The organism is Kordia zhangzhouensis, from assembly GCF_001005305.1.
In the GTDB taxonomy this organism is placed as follows: Bacteria; Bacteroidota; Bacteroidia; order Flavobacteriales; family Flavobacteriaceae; genus Kordia; species Kordia zhangzhouensis.
The window spans coordinates 388,148-405,274 of sequence record NZ_LBMH01000005.1 but is presented as its reverse complement, the minus strand read 5'-3'; the positions used below and the strand labels follow the sequence as shown (position 1 = coordinate 405,274).

Annotated in this window: 17 protein-coding genes; 3 read left to right on the top strand and 14 right to left on the bottom strand. The window is 32.0% G+C overall.

All coding sequences use genetic code 11. The annotated features are described in order from the left end of the window. Window positions 1-54: 54 nt before the first annotated feature. Entirely contained in the window at window positions 55-297 is a 243-nt protein-coding gene (locus tag AA088_RS10415; RefSeq protein WP_046744912.1) for a hypothetical protein, read from the bottom strand. Between the two features lie 139 nt (window positions 298-436). On the opposite strand from AA088_RS10415, the gene AA088_RS10410 reads away from it, so the two are divergent. Continuing rightward, entirely contained in the window at window positions 437-733 is a 297-nt protein-coding gene (locus AA088_RS10410) for a helix-turn-helix domain-containing protein (protein WP_046744911.1), read from the top strand. Here AA088_RS10410 and AA088_RS10405 read toward each other — a convergent pair whose 3' ends face one another. From AA088_RS10405 to AA088_RS10345, 13 genes are all read right to left on the bottom strand, one after another. Continuing rightward, the gene (locus AA088_RS10405; RefSeq protein WP_046744910.1) at window positions 734-1,324 is read right to left on the bottom strand and encodes a hypothetical protein; all 591 of its coding nucleotides are present in this window, start codon (window positions 1,322-1,324) and stop codon (window positions 734-736) included. Between the two features lie 60 nt (window positions 1,325-1,384). After that, on the bottom strand, window positions 1,385-4,219 hold the full coding sequence (locus AA088_RS10400; RefSeq protein WP_046744909.1) for a type I restriction endonuclease subunit R: 2,835 nt from the start codon (window positions 4,217-4,219) through the stop codon (window positions 1,385-1,387). 22 nt (window positions 4,220-4,241) lie between these two features. Next, the gene (locus AA088_RS17670; protein WP_052752858.1) at window positions 4,242-5,441 is read right to left on the bottom strand and encodes a PDDEXK-like family protein; all 1,200 of its coding nucleotides are present in this window, start codon (window positions 5,439-5,441) and stop codon (window positions 4,242-4,244) included. 1 nt (window position 5,442) lies between these two features. Further along, entirely contained in the window at window positions 5,443-6,654 is a 1,212-nt protein-coding gene (locus AA088_RS10390; protein ID WP_046744908.1) for a restriction endonuclease subunit S, read from the bottom strand. 1 nt (window position 6,655) lies between these two features. After that, the gene (locus AA088_RS10385) at window positions 6,656-8,218 is read right to left on the bottom strand and encodes a type I restriction-modification system subunit M (RefSeq protein WP_046744907.1); all 1,563 of its coding nucleotides are present in this window, start codon (window positions 8,216-8,218) and stop codon (window positions 6,656-6,658) included. 133 nt (window positions 8,219-8,351) lie between these two features. Continuing rightward, entirely contained in the window at window positions 8,352-8,990 is a 639-nt protein-coding gene (locus AA088_RS10380) for a hypothetical protein (RefSeq protein WP_046744906.1), read from the bottom strand. A 76-nt stretch (window positions 8,991-9,066) separates the two neighbouring features. Then, window positions 9,067-10,011, bottom strand: coding sequence for a PH domain-containing protein (locus tag AA088_RS10375; protein ID WP_046744905.1), 945 nt, complete (start codon window positions 10,009-10,011; stop codon window positions 9,067-9,069). 7 nt (window positions 10,012-10,018) lie between these two features. Further along, complete coding sequence (locus AA088_RS10370; RefSeq protein ID WP_052752857.1) at window positions 10,019-10,333, bottom strand: helix-turn-helix domain-containing protein; 315 nt, start codon at window positions 10,331-10,333, stop codon at window positions 10,019-10,021. Window positions 10,334-10,415: 82 nt separating this feature from the next. Further along, the gene (locus AA088_RS10365; protein WP_157547144.1) at window positions 10,416-11,480 is read right to left on the bottom strand and encodes a hypothetical protein; all 1,065 of its coding nucleotides are present in this window, start codon (window positions 11,478-11,480) and stop codon (window positions 10,416-10,418) included. Window positions 11,481-11,728: 248 nt separating this feature from the next. Next, complete coding sequence (locus AA088_RS10360; protein WP_046744903.1) at window positions 11,729-12,985, bottom strand: tyrosine-type recombinase/integrase; 1,257 nt, start codon at window positions 12,983-12,985, stop codon at window positions 11,729-11,731. 420 nt (window positions 12,986-13,405) lie between these two features. After that, window positions 13,406-14,134 carry a tetratricopeptide repeat protein gene (locus AA088_RS10355; RefSeq protein ID WP_046744902.1) on the bottom strand — a complete coding sequence of 243 codons (729 nt, stop codon included), beginning with the start codon at window positions 14,132-14,134 and terminating at the stop codon, window positions 13,406-13,408. Between the two features lie 210 nt (window positions 14,135-14,344). Continuing rightward, window positions 14,345-15,166: a toxin-antitoxin system YwqK family antitoxin gene (locus AA088_RS10350; RefSeq protein ID WP_046744901.1), complete on the bottom strand. Its 822-nt coding sequence runs from the start codon at window positions 15,164-15,166 to the stop codon at window positions 14,345-14,347. A gap of 32 nt (window positions 15,167-15,198) precedes the next feature. Next, the gene (locus tag AA088_RS10345; protein WP_157547143.1) at window positions 15,199-15,690 is read right to left on the bottom strand and encodes a GNAT family N-acetyltransferase; all 492 of its coding nucleotides are present in this window, start codon (window positions 15,688-15,690) and stop codon (window positions 15,199-15,201) included. 647 nt (window positions 15,691-16,337) lie between these two features. Between AA088_RS10345 and AA088_RS18335 the strand changes: the two genes are divergently transcribed. Both AA088_RS18335 and AA088_RS18330 read left to right on the top strand, forming a co-directional pair. Then, complete coding sequence (locus tag AA088_RS18335; protein WP_157547142.1) at window positions 16,338-16,508, top strand: hypothetical protein; 171 nt, start codon at window positions 16,338-16,340, stop codon at window positions 16,506-16,508. A gap of 223 nt (window positions 16,509-16,731) precedes the next feature. Continuing rightward, entirely contained in the window at window positions 16,732-16,875 is a 144-nt protein-coding gene (locus AA088_RS18330) for a hypothetical protein (protein WP_157547141.1), read from the top strand. The last annotated feature ends 252 nt before the right edge of the window (window positions 16,876-17,127 follow it).

The following is a 17,127-nucleotide window of genomic DNA, read 5'->3' as shown; positions in this document are numbered from 1 at the left end:
TGCACAAAATTTGCACAAAAAATCAAAATTAAGGCTTGTAATCATTTTATCTACTTATGGTAAATCGTTTGCTAGCTTTTCTAAGGATTTTATTTTGTAATCCGTAGATTGATACTTTGCATTTAATTCAAAAGTTTTGAGTTTTTCAAACATACCGTTTTCCAGTATAAAAAAGTACAGTCCGTTTTTAATACTCTTTTCAACTTCGAAATCATTTTGGCAATGTGCTAGCTTGGTTCTGCATTCTGCTAGTTCTTTTACTAGCTTCTTGTTGAGTTCTCGCTGATTTTTTACCATTGTAAATTGATTTGTGATTTAATCGTATAAGTATTAGTTTTAGATTATAACCAAATATAAGTTATAATTAAGTTTCATGCAATTAATAATTATATTTAGCACTGTTTTTTAATATTTACTTATATTTTATGATTTCCTAATGTTAAGAATTGATGAGATTTTAAAGGAAAAAGGAATTTCCAATACTGAATTTGCTGAATTGATTGGCGTTTCAGTTACTTCTGCGAGTGCATTTAAGACAGGAAATATAAAACCAAAGTTTGACACCTTAGTAAAAATTGCAGAGGTTTTAGACGTGGACATACGCCAATTGTTTAAACCAACTTTGGGTGGTGCTTTGCTCAATGGCTTTGTTGAATATGAAAATGAAGTGTATCGTATTTACTCAATAGCTGATTTGGAAAACTTATTGAATATCGTAAAAGGAAACCAATAATTACTTCATCAAAAATAATTGTTCTATTTCATACGCATCAAAGCGTTCAGCGTCTTTGATTTTTTCCTTTAGTTTTTTGTAACGCTTTGTTGGCTTTCCGTTGTAGTATTTTTTGAAATGCTTTTTGTATAGTTCCCTGTAATAATGATCTACATCAAAATAGTTTCCGTAGATTTTTTCAATAGTACGCCACTTTTTAGAATGTGTTTGCGTGGTGTACATTCCGCTTGGTAGTGCTGAACGGTGCATGAAGCGTTCGCCAATTAAATACAACTTCTTACATCGTTTATTTGTAAAAGGACAAATAAAGTACCATAGCAAGCCGTTGCCGATATTTGAGGGTATTGTAACTAATTTTATATTGTAATTGTAATCTGTGCCACTACAAGTATATGTCAAAGTTGCTATACCACGTGTTTTTAATGTAGTTGTTTCTAGGGTTAGACTTCCAGTTTTAATACCATTACGTTTCCATATAATTACGCCTTTTACACTTACATTTTTTTTTAAGTATTTCATCTTTTTCAAGTCTGCAATACTTAGTTGATTAACCTCATCAAAGAGTAACGGAAATGTTTGTGGTTTTGGCATTACTTCTTTTTTCTCGTGCGTGTGGAAACCTAAATAACTAAGGAACTTTTATTTTTGTTTTTACATCCCATCAATAAATATGTCTACAAAGTCAACGATTTTTGTGGTAATGCGTTCGGATGCTTTCGCACGTTCTCGCAAACTTGGTCGTACTTCCATTAAGCCAATAATATCATCACGCAACGGTGTTTTACGTGTGAATAGATAGTTGCTTATTAAATCGACTAATTTTTGATACTCTAAGTTTTCTTCGTTGCTTAGAAGCTTCACAGCTTTCTTTTTCTCGATTGTCCAGTAGTTGTCAAACTCATCGGCGATGAGGTCGGAATCGCGTACCAATGGTAAATTTTCTTCAATAAAGCGTTCAATGAGTTCTTTTTTGCTTCGTAACTCGCTGTTGGATGCTAGTATGTCGGAAATGGTTTTCTTTTGTTGCGCCTGGTCTTTTGGTTTCTTTGTGCTTGTTAGCTTGGCTAATAAAGTCAAAATGTACGCTACATTGATTTCATCGCGGCGTATGAGTTCTACTTCAAAGTCGATGTCGTTTAAAATGGAAACTTTTTCTTTTTTTTGTTTTACATCGTCGCGAATGTCTAAATATTTGGTTTGATAGTCGGCAAATTCCTGTTCGGTAATGTCCAAATCGTCAAAGCTGAATTCAGTAAACGTTGACAATACGTTTTTGAGTCGTATTAACTGTCGAAAGGTTTTTACAAACTCCAATATTTCGGTTTCCGATGGCAATTCGTTTACACTGTCCACCGTTGGTGCTATTTCTTTGAGTTTGTCAATCGCTTCGGTAAATTTTTCCGTGTAATCTTCATACGGTTGCATGATGATTTCTTCAATGGCTTCTTTGTTTGAAAATAGCGTAATGGCTTCGTCGGTAGCATCTTTTAGGTTTCTGAAACAAACGACGTTTCCTTGCGATTTTACCTCGTCCAATATTCGATTGGTACGCGAAAACGCTTGTATCAATCCATGATAACGCAAGTTTTTATCAACATAAATCGTATTTAAGTGTTTGGAATCAAAACCCGTTAAAAACATGTTTACAACTAACAATATGTCAACGTCTTGATGTTTTACACGTTGTCCGATGTCTTTATAGTACGAATAGAATTGCAATGTATCGTAATTGGTTTGAAACATATCGTTATAGTCGTCAATAAAGCTTTCTAACTTTTCGCGCGTGTGTGAATATACGGGCGTTGGTTCTTTTACGACTTTAAAATCGTCGTAATCTTCATCGGGAATATATCCTTTTGCATCTTCGGGCAATTCATTGGCGCGATACGAAAATATCGTCGCTACGTTTAACTCGTGTTTGCCTTGTTCTTTTTTGGTTTTAAAGAGTTTATAGTATTCAATTAAGGTTTCCACACTCGATACGCAAAAGATGGCTGTAAACTTCTTATTGTGCGTTTTACGGCTATGATTGGCAATGATATATTCTACAATAGTGTCGAGTCGTTGCGGTGCTTCCATGACTTCCACTTTGTCAATACTATCTACATCAATGTCTATGATGTCGTTTTCGTCTTTGCTTTTAAAGGTGCTGATGTATTCAATGGAAAATTTTAATACGTTTTTGTCGCGGATGGCATCGGTAATGACGTATTTGTGTAAGCATTTATCAAATAAATCTTTGGTGGTGCGTTTTCCTAAGTCATTTTTTACAGAATTGTCCGCAAATATCGGCGTTCCTGTAAAGCCAAATAGTTGCGAGTTTTCAAAGAATGCTTTGATACGATTGTGCGTTTCTCCAAATTGGCTTCGGTGGCATTCGTCAAATATAAATACAATGCGCTCTTTTTTAAGTCGCTCCATCTTTGCCAAATACTTTTGTTTGTAGATAGCGGTATTGAGTTTTTGTATCGTGGTTACGATGAGTTTTGTATCGTCGGAAAATTGTTTGACTAAGTTGTTGGTATTGTTTGTTGCGTCGATACTTCCCTCGCTAAAACTGTTAAACTCTTTGATGGTTTGGTAATCCAAATCTTTTCTGTCTACTACAAAAACTACTTTTAGTACCTCGTCTAAGTTTGTGAGTATTTGTGCGGCTTTAAACGATGTGAGCGTTTTCCCCGAACCTGTCGTATGCCATATATAGCCAAATTTGGTACTGTTTTTAACCCTTTCTACGATGGCTTCGGTGGCGTAATATTGATACGGACGCAAAACCATCATAATTTTTGAGGTGTTGAGAACCATATATTTGGTAATCATTTTTGACAAATGACACGGTTCTAAAAATAAGTTTGCAAACTCGTTGAGTTGCGTGATGATTTTATTTTCTTTGTCCGCCCAATAAAAGGTTTGTTTGAATGTGAGTGCGCCAATAGGATTGTTAGCGTAGTATTTGGTATTTACGCCGTTACTGATGATAAATAACTGAATGAATTGAAATAAGCCTTTTCCCGAACTATATGAATGTCTTTTGTAACGTACGGTTTGGTTAAACGCTTCTTTGAGTTCCAAACCGCGCTTTTTGAGTTCTATTTGTACCAATGGCAACCCGTTGATTAAGATGGTTACATCATAACGGTTTTCGTATTTGCCTGTCATGGTGACTTGATGCGTGACTTGGTATTGATTTTTGCACCAATGCAATTGGTTAATGAGTTCCAAATAGCCTGTACTACCATCGTCTTTGGTGTAACTTAGTTTTTCGCGTAGGGTTTTGGCTTTTTCGTAAATGTTTCCTTTTGACAACACGTTGAGTACTTGCTTAAACTCATTTGCCGACAATGTACAGTTGTTATGCTTTTCTAATTGCGTACGCAAATTGGCTATGAGGTCGGCTTCGTCTTTGATGGTTACTTTGGTATAGCCCGTTTCCGTGAGTTGCTGAACTAAGTTTTCTTCTAAAATGTATTCGGGTTGTGTGGTCATTTATACTTACTTATTTTGTATTTTATACTAATAAATATTTTTCATGTGCCTTCACAAATTCTATAATTTGCTCTACAACACTGTTAGCAATAGCTTCCATATTTGAACGATTACTCAATGTTTTTAATAAAGCTAAATCCGATAAGTTAAGTTCTTCATCATTGTAAGTTAGCGCTTTATAGTGTAGCCACCATTTATTTAAACGGTTGAAAGTTTCTTCCCTTTTAAAATTAGGGTTGTCAGAATAAATTCCAACATATAGTATTCCATTTTTATTTCCATAGCCGCTAAAACTTTCTACAGCAAACCATGTTGCATTTTTAGCACATGTAGGCTCATTAAACCAAATACTTGCATAAGTTTGATTGATGTCTTTTGGTCGTTTTAAGCTGTAATTAGGAAACTTAGGCACGAGAAGTTCATAAACTTTAACCCTAAAATCATTTTTAATTTTTCTAATGACCTGTTGATAGGTAGTTGCAATTTGTGAAGCTTCTTCTAAATGTTCAACAATTGCTACTTTTAATTCTTTGTCTTGCTGATTTCCCAAAGTATGTGTGATTTTTTGAATTAGAATTTTGTATTGCTTGATACTTTCACGAACAATTGGCTGATCGTACGCCAATGCTTGACAGGTTTCTAACCATTGAATGATTTCTTGTTGATAACCAATTACATAAAAATCTTTGTTCATTATTAGCTTGCCTTTGCTTTCTTTATTAGGTTCGTCACCATACTTGGAAAGATAAATGACCTTATTCTTTTGTGTATTGTAATTGTAATACCGAATCACCTGATTTTTTTGGTCACCTGCATCTATTTTGTTTTCTATGGAAATAGAATTACCCTTAGCATCTTTTAGTAAAATATCAATACGTCCGCCCGTTTTATTTTTGGTATCAATAGTTCCAATATGATATTCAACAATTACCGTTGTATTTTCTACATCTAAATAATTTTCAAAAATATCTTTTGGTAATATATCTATAAACGCTTGTAAAAATGTAGTTCCTAGTAAGTGTGTGCCGTTTGGATTCAACAATTCAGCAAGAAAAGCAGAATGTGTACGGACTTCATTGGTCGTAAGACTTAAAATATCATATATATTAAACAACTCACCTTTAGCTTTTGTCAGCTCTCTATGGTGTGCAATAATGGTTTTTACCTTTTGTAAAAGTTGTTTATGTTGGGTTGTTGGTATGGTAGTTTCTTTTTTAGTCATTTTACACAAACATCTGCTGCAACAACCCTTTTTTAAACTGTTGCGTGTTTTCTATTTGGATGGCTACTAAGGCTATTTTGTTGTCAATAGCCGATAAAAAGGTAGCGATTTTGGTTTGCTCTTTTAAAGATGGTATTTGTATTTTTTCTTTTGAATAATCTTTAAAATAGATGTGTGGAATTGTACTTCCAATGATATATTTCGTAAAATTAATATTGTTCAATAATGAATATATAAAGTAAAGATTAGCGTTTACTTTAGGTTTGATAACATCTAAAGTACCTAATACAGATGATTCTGCATCACAAAGTAATGTTCTTCCAACACCTGCGCCGTCTTTTACAATAGAAATATAAGGTTGTTCTTGTAAGTAGAAATCTATTTTTTTAATAAAACCAGATGCACCATAAATTTTATAGTTTCCTGTATTCTCTTCTATAGAGTTTGCAGAAATATTAGATGATTCTTTTACAGCAATATCTCCCAAACGTTTTTCTTCCCAATCTGCAAAGCTGCTACCATCATCATCAGTAAAACGCAATTGCTGACTAAAGATTTGTTGCATGACACCTTTTTTGTATTGCTCCAAACGTTCTTTTTTTTGTTGTAATAAGTTGAGTTTGGTATCTACAGACGAAAGAAAGGACGCTATTTTTTTTTGTTCTTTTAGGGATGGAATATGAAGTTTAATTTTTCCTAATCTACTTGTTGCAAGTCCTAATACTTTTGTTCCCTGTGCTATCTTCATTACTTGTTTTCGCACATTCCAATTTTGAAGCATAAAACCTGAAAAACCAATTATCATTTTATGTTTGTTTGGTCTTGCATGAAATGTATGTAAACCTGAAATTACTTTCTCATTATTTAGATTTACTACCTCGATTGTTTTACCAATATCGTTGTAATCTTCGGAAGCATCAGCAATTAATAAATCTCCATTTTTCAGATAACTTTCTTCTTTTATCTTAGTTAAATCAACATCAGAATCAATAAAAGGAACTAATTCATTTGTAATATCAAAAAGCGTCGAAAATTTAGTATGAATATCTCCATAATGTATATTTTTTACTTCTCCTTTTTCATAATTTAGTTTATCTCTCGACAATGAATTCGTTGAATAAAAAGAATAAATTTCATTATACTTTTTTCTTTCCCAATCTTCCGTAAATTCTGAAAACCGTAACTGCGGTATTTTGTTAATATCTTTCTGCATCCTAAAACGGTGTTTTAATGTTCAGTTGTTGGCAAAAGTCTGCTATGGTGCTATCTACTTCGGCAATGTCCGTTTCAATGGCTTGTAAGGCATTGGCAACTTCGTTTAGGTCTATGGGTTCTTCTTCTTCAAAGGTATCTACATAGCGCGGTATGTTTAGGTTATAGTCGTTTTCTATAATCTCGTCCATCGTGGCTACATAGCTAAATTTATCTATCGTGGTACGTTCTCTAAATGTGTTTACAATTTTGTCTATATGTGCTTCTTGCAGTTTGTTTTTGTTGCCGTCTTTTTCAAATTCGTTACTCGCGTCAATAAAGAGTATGTTTTCGCTATGTACGCGGCATTTACTCAATACCAATATTGCCGTTGGGATGCTTGTACCGAAAAAGATATTCGGCGGTAAGCCAATGACCGCATCTAAATAGTTGAGGTTTTCAATTATGTATTGGCGTATGGTGGCTTCTGCCGAACCTCTAAACAACACCCCATGCGGCAATACGCACGCCATTGTGCCGTTTTCTGCCAATTGGTGTATCATGTGTTGCACAAAGGCAAAATCGGCTTTGCTCGTCGGTGCAAGTCGCCCGTATTGGCTAAAACGGTCATCGTTTTCATTCAGCGGATTGTTTTTCCCTTTCCACTTTGCCGAAAACGGCGGATTGGCTACAATGGCTTCAAAACGTTGTTCGGTGTGTTGTGGCTTTTCTAAGGTGTCTTCTTGGCGTATGTCAAACTGACGAAAATGCACATCGTGTAAAATCATGTTCATACGTGCCAAATTGTACGTCGTTCGGTTCAGTTCCTGCCCGTAAAATTCGCCAACCTCAACTTCACGCGCTACGCGTAATAATAGCGAGCCACTACCACACGTCGGATCGTACACATTTTTAAGTCGTTTTTTGCCTGTCGTGACAATTTGTGCCAATATTTTAGAAATTTGTTGCGGCGTGTAAAATTCGCCTGCCTTTTTGCCCGCGCCACTTGCAAATTGTGAAATTAAATATTCGTACGCATCGCCTAGTACATCGGCTTCGGTGTCTTCTAAGGCAAAATCTATTTTATCTAAGTGAAACAATACTTTTGCAATGAGTTTGTTTCGTGCGTCTACGCTTCTGCCTAATTTGGTACTGTTTAAGTCGAGGTCTTCAAAGAGTTTATTAAAATCGTCTTCGCTTTCCGTTCCCATCGTGCTTTGTTCGATACTGTTTAAGATGCTTTCTAAGTCTTCCAGTATAAAATTGCTTTCCACTTCGGTATTGGCATTTCCTTTTTTGGCGATGGCACTAAATAGTTCGTGAGGTGCTAAAAAGTAGCCTAATTGCAATAAGGACTCCTCTTTAATGGCTTCCAAATCGTCTTCATTGGTGACGAGCGCGTAATCTTTGATGTCTTCCGTTTCCAGTAGACTATTGGCGTATAAGTATTGCTTTTCAGATAGGTATTTGTAAAAGATAAACCCAAGTATATAATCACGAAATTCGTCGGCATCCATTTTGCCACGTAGTTCGTTGGCAATGTTCCATAGTTGGGTTTCGAGTAGTTTTTTTTGTTCTTCTGACATGTATATGAATTAGTAAGAATTTTAATATTTCCGAAAATACTAAATATTAGCGATTCGTACCTATTGGATTTTAAAAAACGTATTGCAATAGTACATTTTAGAAGTTGTTTGTTTTTACGGGAAACCTCATCTTTTAAAATAGATGGTCATATTTACGTATTGTTTTTTGCAATGCTACACAGCGTTGTATGTCATAGTATTGCATCCTTTCTTTGAGTTCTCGCAATCTTTTAAAGTGTTTGGTTTCCTTACCTTGATAGGTGCGTTTCCATTGCTTAAACGTACGTAAATAGGCTTCATGCGTTGTTATTTGTCTTTGGAAGTTAAAGTACATCGTGTTGTTGTACCAATCTTTAGCGGCTATTTGCGAATTGTAAAACAATCGTTGCCCGTAATGGTCTTTGTAATAGTCGCGATGTACAAATACATCATTTCCATACGCTGAATATAAAACCCGTGCGCGTTTTGCTGTTTTAGGACACTTAAAATATAGAATCCTTCCTTTGTTTAGATTGCTAGAAACTGAAACCAACTGTATTTTGTAATCGTGTTTTGTGGTAATTCCGTAACGGTCGGTTGTGGTGTACATTACGTGCAAGTATTTATCATTTTCAAACACTTTACTTTCAAAAGATATTGCGCCGCCGCGTTGCCAACTAATTGTGCCGCCTAAGTGCGCATTTTTTTTGATGCTACCATCTTTTAGCATGATGCGTAAATCTAATTTACACGCGCCTTCAGTGCTTTCTGCGGTGGTGGTTTTTCTTCCCATAATAACCTTAATCTTTAGGAGAACTTTTAAACATACTTTGTGTAATGAATAACGCTATATATTGATAGGTTAATTATTACACAATTTCACTTTTAGAAAGTCGGTTAATCGTTACACACTTTTGTATGATGCTTTCTCTTATTTGTTGTTTCAAATTCTTTGATTTGTGCTGTATCATTTCAGTTAATTTTTTCTTTTCTCTATATCTGTGATTTGATTGTAAATCGTCCATCCAGTAACTTGGATTTGCATACCTTAGAATGAGCCTTTTTTCGTGCTTTGTAAGGCTGTTTTTATCAATTGTTTTATCAAAGTACATAACCTCATCAAAACGTTTTAAAAGTTGGTCTTTTGCTTTGCTTAGTGTTGAGGTGTTTATATCTGCAAATGTTTTGATTCCGCATACTTTTAAGTCTTCCATTCTTTTATAATGCAATTCCACCCGCAAACTATGTGTTGGCATTCCGTATTGCAAAGACTTGTTGTATAGTTTTAATGTGTATCTATCGTGTGGTACACATGCGAAACTTCGATTGTATTTGTTTTCAAACATAGTACCGTTGTGATATAACAATCCTTTAATAAATTGATTCGGGTTAAAATCCAACGTTGTATTTACGCCAAACTCAATGTTTTGAAATATCATTTCATGCGGTTTACAACCTAGTAAAAATTGCAAATAATTTCTAATCTCAATAATATTGTCAATCGTAAATTGATTCCCGTTAAATCCTTTGTATGTGGATTTCTGCCTTTTGGTTAATTTATCGTAGTTCGGTGCTTTTATTCCGTGTATAGAATTCCACATTTTGTGGATGCTTCCCGAAAACTGAACAAAGCCGCTATCATATACTTTGATTTGGCAAAAGTGGTGTTTTGCTACTACGTATTTTTGATATTCGCCAGTAGTTTCAGAAATAACTCTATTGAAGTCTAAAAAGCTGTGTGTAGTCAGATAGTTAATATCTGCATTTTGGACTGCTATTTTTATATAGTCGATCACTTTTGAAGCTTGAAACATGGTGAGATTATTTCTTTTTATTTGCTAAAAAGTTGTCGGCTTCGGCTTCGATTTCGGCGGTGGTTTTGACTTTTCCCTCTTTAATCCAGTTGATAATACTAGACTTTAAAAACATTAACTTTCTGCCATGTTTAAAAAACGGAATTTTGTTTTTTTGAGTGTAAGTGTAAAGTGTAGGAATTGATAAGTTTAAAAGCTTTGAACATTCTTTAATAGTTAGAATTTGTTCCGAGTCTTTTTCGGGTGTTGTTTGATGCAGTAATAAGCTTTTTAGCTCGCTTATTTCATTTCGTAATGAAGTAAATTCCTTTTGTAAATCCATTATAACAAGTTTTAATCATTGAACTTGTTACAAATGAACTTAATAGTTATTACCTACTATTTCCTTGATTTACCAAAGGTAATTAGGTAACTATTTCTAGTAATACGTCTTTGTAGTTGTCGTTATATTTTGGTGAAAAATTATCAAATGTTTTTCCGTCTTTTCCAATATTAAAATCTTTGATTTCATTGTTACAAACTTCAGCTAAAATTTGTCTGTTATATTTACCGCTAATTATACCTTTCGTTTGTAGGTCTTTAATCCAATTGCAAACAACGCCTTTACTGCCTTTTTGTTTCCCTGTGAAATTCCAATTTTCATCTATTACAGGGTTTTCAACTTGATGTAGTGCATTGATGTATTTTTCGTAGTCGTTAACGGTAAAAATTTCTTTGAAAGTATACGCTTTTATTTCTTCTTTATTTGTTTTTTTGGGTTTATCTGTTGGGATACTTTGTTTTATTTCTTTAAGCTCTTTTTTGATAGATTTAAAATAACTCTTTTCATTTTCTAGCCATTTTTTTATTGTAGGTATATATTTTTTTTCTCCTAATTTAAATTCATCCAATAATGTTTTTTGCTTTAGTTCATGGGTTTTATTTTTTATATCTAATACAGTTTTATAAGCAAGGTCAATTCTTTTTTCTTTGATTAGTTTAGTAGTATCAACTAAACTTAATATCTCTTTTGTCTTTTTACCTAAGAATTCGATCAGTTCTTTTTCAGTAAATATTTTATAGAATCCCATTCCTAAATATCTATTTCCTTTTATTTTTTCTTTCATGATAGGAAATGACTTTGAAAAATGACTTTTCAAATTGCCAAATATTTCTAATTCAAAAGGAAAATACTTTAACCATTTTTGATAAATAGCAAATAGTCTATTAAAGTTAGTTTCTGTTTTTTTTGGATTGTAGCTTATTTGTTGATCTAAAAAAATCAAAAGTATTTGCTTTTTGTTTTTTGGTATCTCTTTAAATTCATTTTTTATAAAAGAATTTATTGAACTGTGATAAAATTGGTAGCCAATAGCAGGACTTCCTAAGCTCATTAAAACATATTCATAGTATTCTGTAATATCTTCATACCAATCATCATTATTTATGACATTTCGTATTTTAAAACGTGTAAATTGATCAGCTTTCATGACTCTTATTGGCATTTCTCCGTAGACTTTATTTTTATCAAAGCTGAAATTTTCAAAGTGCTTCATATGCATATCACAGCAAAAAGGAAACTTATCTAAGTATGTATTTAAGTTTTCAAATATTTCCGAATGCATAGCACAACAGTTAGGAAACTTTTCGGGATATTTATATCCGCTTGGTTCTGGAATCGAAAAAGGATGCATGATATAATCTTTTGCATTTATTTCTGAGAACGGTTTATTCATAATCAAAAATCCATTAAATTATTTGAAAACTCTTTTTTGGCTTCATCTTCAAAACCTGCAAAGTAATTTTTTGTAACATTCATGTTACTATGATTTAAAGCATCGCTTATAAACTCCATAGAAACGCCTTTTTGAATTGAAAGTGTTGCAAATGAATGTCGCGCCCAATACGTAGAAATATTAAACGTAAAGCCATTGTTTTTGGCTAATTTGTTAATATGTAGATTTACAAAGCTGGTAAAATTTTTAATTTTTCGTTTTTGTTCTGCTGCATCATCATCTATTAGAACTATTGGAAAAATGAATTGTTTTTTGGTTTTGGTTTTATGACCGTATTTTTTAATGATACCTTTTGCATACTTATTTAAAAATACTTCAGTTTCTTTTAGGTTTCCTTTCTTAGTATTTGTGGTTTTGGCTCTGAAATATTTGATAGTGTTATTAGTAAGATTTTCGTATCTTAATAAAGTAATATCTTTCATATTCATACCATAACAAGCGTAGCTGAAAAACCAAAAATCTTTTGCTTTTACCTGTTCGGGGGTTTGTGGCTCTGCATTAAAAAGAGCCGTTATTTGTTCTTTAGAAAGAGCCTTTTTACTTTTTGTAGTCGTTGGTATTTGATATTTTCCTTTCCCAAATGGATAAATTTCTTTCTTAATCTCGTTTTCTCGAATGGCATCATTAAAAATAGTACGTAAGGTTCGTAGATAAATAGAAACGGTGGTAGTGGTTCTATCTTTATCATTTATCATATACTTTTCGTACTTATTCAACCAATCAACGGTAATATCATAAAAAGTAAGATTTTTTAAAATGGTCTTTGTTTTCAGTTTAAGGAAAGCATCAAATGTTTTTAAAGCTAAATCGTAGTTACTCGCACTTGATAGTTGTTCATTTTCTTTAAACGCTTTTATTTTTTCTTTGTAGTGATGTTCAATATTTATGGAAGCATTTTTTGCCCTAAACATTTTCTTTTCAAAAGTTTCAAATGTAAAAGGGTTTAGGTTTTTTGCAATATCCTCTGCATTACTATGGATGCGCCTAACATGAAATTCAATTTCCTTTTTATTTCCGCGAAATTTTTTATCGGAATTAAAAATATCTTCAAAATCTTCAATACTTAAATCTACGCCAGTAGGGTAGAGTTTCTTTTTTTTCGTAATAGTTGAGTACACTCGAATTTTTACGGGGAAAAGATTATTTGTTTTTTTACTTGATTTTCTTTTATCTAAATAAATAGAAGTATTATACTGCATTACCCTGTCTATTAGTTAGTTATAAAGTTAAGAATTTGCACAAAATTTGCACAAAAATGTTATTAATAAACTACCAATATCTATTAACAACTATAAACTAAATCTTTGTAAAGTACTGTAAATACTAAGAAACTGATAATTGTAATAAATATTGATAGTCAAATAATTACGACTTCTAAGCAGACGGTCACAGGTTCGAATCCTGTCGCGATCACCAGAGCGGACAAATTAACATTTTTGTTTTTTGTCCGCTTTTATTTTTACTAAAACTTATTGATAACGAACGTGTTAATTCAAATACTGAATTTGCTTTTTGGGTTCGAACTATATCATTTTTTCGATTATATACGATTCTATTGTGAGTAGTGGATTCGAGTTAATATAAATTAATGCTAATTAACGTTTTAGCTTTTGTGGTACTTAGTATTTATTTTCCAATGAATCAATCTTTGCTTTAATATTAACTATTTCTTCTGGAATCCAATCAAAGGATGAATCTAATTCATATGCTTTCTGTTTCAATTTCAATGCCTCTTTATATTTTCCCAGTAGCAACATTAAATCTGCTTTTGAATCATAAGGATTTCCATTATTCGGTTCACATCTTATAAAATTGTCAAAAGCTTTTTCGGCTTTATCCAACTCATTGTTATTTATATAAGCATATCCTAAAATATTATATCCAGAACCGTAATTATTGTCTAGTTTTACTGATTGTTCACCTGCAATAATAGCCAATGATGGATTTTTTCTAAAAAGTAAAAAGCATATTGTATGGTGTAGATATTTATCGGATGGACATAATTTCGACAATTCAAACAATTTCTCTTCATTTTTATCATTTGGATGATTCAATCTATATTCTGTTGCATCAATTAATAGTTGTTCTTCTTTAGATGATAGATTCTTGTATTTTTTTGCAAGTTCATGATTATGCCTTTTTATTGAATCATTTGGCGAGTACATAGATATAAAATTGTACATTCTAACAAAACTGCTATCTAATTCAATTGCTTTTTCATAGTGTTCTATTGGGTTGCCATTTATTCCATTTTGAACTAAAAATCGTGCTTTTTCAAAATGCTCTTTTGCTTCTTTAGAAGATGTTGTAATTGGAATAACACCTGACTCATTTTCCTTATTTTTCATTTTGTCGTTTTTGCAAGAAAAAATTAGTGTGATAAAAATTAATATTGTTATTCTCATGTTCGTTTTTCGTTTTTTATTGTTATTAAGGTCTCGGCTATGAGTAGTTACGTGGTTTTGTGCAAAACTTAGTAAGTACACACCGAGTTGGAAATTCCGAAGGAATTTTCCAAATAAGCGAGTAGAAGTAATTACTTATAGCTATTGTTGTGGTTAGTCATTTTCTTTAGATTTAAAATAGTCCTCTATTATTTTCTTGCTTTTTTCAGAGATTTCTTCGTTGTCCGAAACAAACACTTCTTTTTCAAAGTATTTATAATGGTCAATAATCGTTAAAGAAGACGAGTCTTTATTATTTTTTTCTGTTTGTAATATTTTTTCTTCAATTTTTCCTTTTACAATTTGTTTTCCAGTTTTGAGTCCAAAAATCCCAAAAAAGGGTTTCAAAGTTCCATCACTAAAAGTATCTTTTTTAATGGTATTATCGGCATATTTATTTTCAATAATTACAGATAAAAGCCTCTCATCAACATTTTTAAAATTGCTGACATAGTTTTTTACGAATGCTATATTTTTACCCAAAATAATAGTGTCTGGAATTTCAAGTTCAAAAAAAGTGCTTGGTTCCATTTTTAGCTTTCCATTATTGTCAAAAACTAAACTTTGATTTTTGTAAATGGTGTCATTTCCTTTTGATTTCCATTCAATTTTTTCTTTTAGTGTTCCGTTTTCTCTGAAGTAAACCCACCAACCATCTCGCAACCCATTTTTTACGAGTCCTTTTTCTTTTATTAGACCATTTTTATAATAGTAAAAAAGTGTGTCAATTGGTTCTCCATTTTTAAAGAGCGACAATGATTTTAAATTCCCATTTAGATAATGTTCTCCTCCATAACCAGAAAAAGTAGAGTCGGTTTTAGAATCATCAAATTCCACTTTAACTAACTGCCCATTATATTCTTGAAAAATTTCTTTTTTTTCCGATTTGCAATTGAAAAGTAGTAGTAAAGTTAGTATGTATGTCAGTTTCTTCATAATTAACCACAACGGTTTGGCTAAACTGCGTTTTAATGCAGTTTAGGTTTTGTTGGTGGTAGTTTTTTTAAATCTAGTTTGTAATAAAGGTCGTCAATCGGATTATTCATAAAATCTGAAGGAAGTTGAGCTTTGTCAATTTTGAAAAATCCATTTTTGAGGTAGAAATTCTGGGCTGCTTTAAACTGTGTCATTGTCCCAAGAAATAGATTTTGAATTCCTTTTTCTTTTGACCAATTAATTGCAGTGGTAAGCAACAACTTTGATACTCCCAAATTTTCGCCTCTAAACTCTTTTTTAACAAACATGCTCTTTAAAATACCATTGTTCTGAGAAAGACTCACGATCCCAATAGTTCCCAGTAAAGAGCCATTATCTCTCGCTAACCATAGCTTATCAACAGTAATGGTCTTATGTGTTGAATCTGGAGATGATATAGGTTCGATAAACTCAATAGATATCTCCTTAATCAGAGAATTTATGTCTGATTGGTCGTTCTCAGAGTATTGATCAATCTTAATCATCTTCTGTTTTTTCAATTACCACCAACGTATGTATAACGGGAATTCTTATAAATATTATTATAATTAAACCTTTCTATTCATCAAAAAAAATAGTTAGTTTTAAAGCTACACTATTCTCATTCAAAGTCAAAGTTATCCAAAGGATTTTTTATGTTTTCAATACCAGTTTGTATAAGAGTTTCTAAAATTTCTGTGGTTTTTGAGTTTTGCTGTCTCAGTATATAACGTAAACTTATACCTTTTCCAATAAATGTATTTCAAAGCTATGTTTTTAGTGTGTGCGGAGTATTTTTTTAGTAATCCTAGCATTGAAGATATATTTATATCCTTTTCATCGTCAAGAAAAAATGAAAACAATATATGAATAAGAGATGACTCTAGAAAAGTACCTCTCAAAATCGCAATTAATTTTCCGTTAACTTCTTTAAGATTAAAAAAATAAGAAATTCAAACAGTGACTTTTCATGGCTAAACTATCTTATATAGGGATCAAATTAAGTTTTATTTATTACAATATTTCAAAATCGTTTTCTCGTTTTTCAGGAGCTAGAAAACCTACAGTTTAAATGTTAATTTATGTCTGTTTTTTCTTTCGTTATTTTATTTTCAGTATATTGTTTTTTATTAACATTAAAAATCATTTAATTATGAAAAAAAAGAATTTAAAATCATTAAAGCTTAACAAAGAATCTATTTGTGATTTGAATCAAATGAAAGGAGGAAAAGAAGCTGGCTCAGCAACAATTATTCCTTTCTGTTTTACCACATTATCCTGCGTATTGATTTGCGTAACAAAATTAGGATGTGATCAAGAATAACTGATTTCTTATATCATAGAACAAGCGATCTTCGGATCGCTTTTCTTTTACTAATATTTCTACATTTTTAGTGTAAGTTTATTTTTTTCGTACCAGAAATGGACGTGTCTATCTGCTTCAACTCATTCTTTTACTGTTTAGATGTTAATTACGGGGTTACCGTAGCTAGTTAGAATTCAGTATTTGTATTTTTTGCTTTTATTAATTTTAAAACCATTTAAACATGAAAAAAAGAGAACCACTGAAAAAATTATTAATTAAAAGAAAAACTGTTTCTAAATTTACTTCAACGACCTTAAAAGGAGGGGCTGGTTGTCCAGACGGCTATACAGGTTTATATCGAACATGTTCTTGTGCATGGGAATAATTAATTAAGGGCGATCTTTTAGATCGCTTTTTTTTCATAATACAACTTGGTTTTAATGTTAAATAATGAATTCATATAAAAAAATAATAATTGTTAAATTAAAATAGTTAATAAGTTTCATTTTGTAAGTACGTTATCTTTTTGGTGGTTAAAAAGTGTAAGAAAATGAGAAAATAATTTCATTTTTATACTAAAACAAGTAAAATGGTAACATTTTTTTCTTACATTTATATACAAGTAAAGTATAAAAAA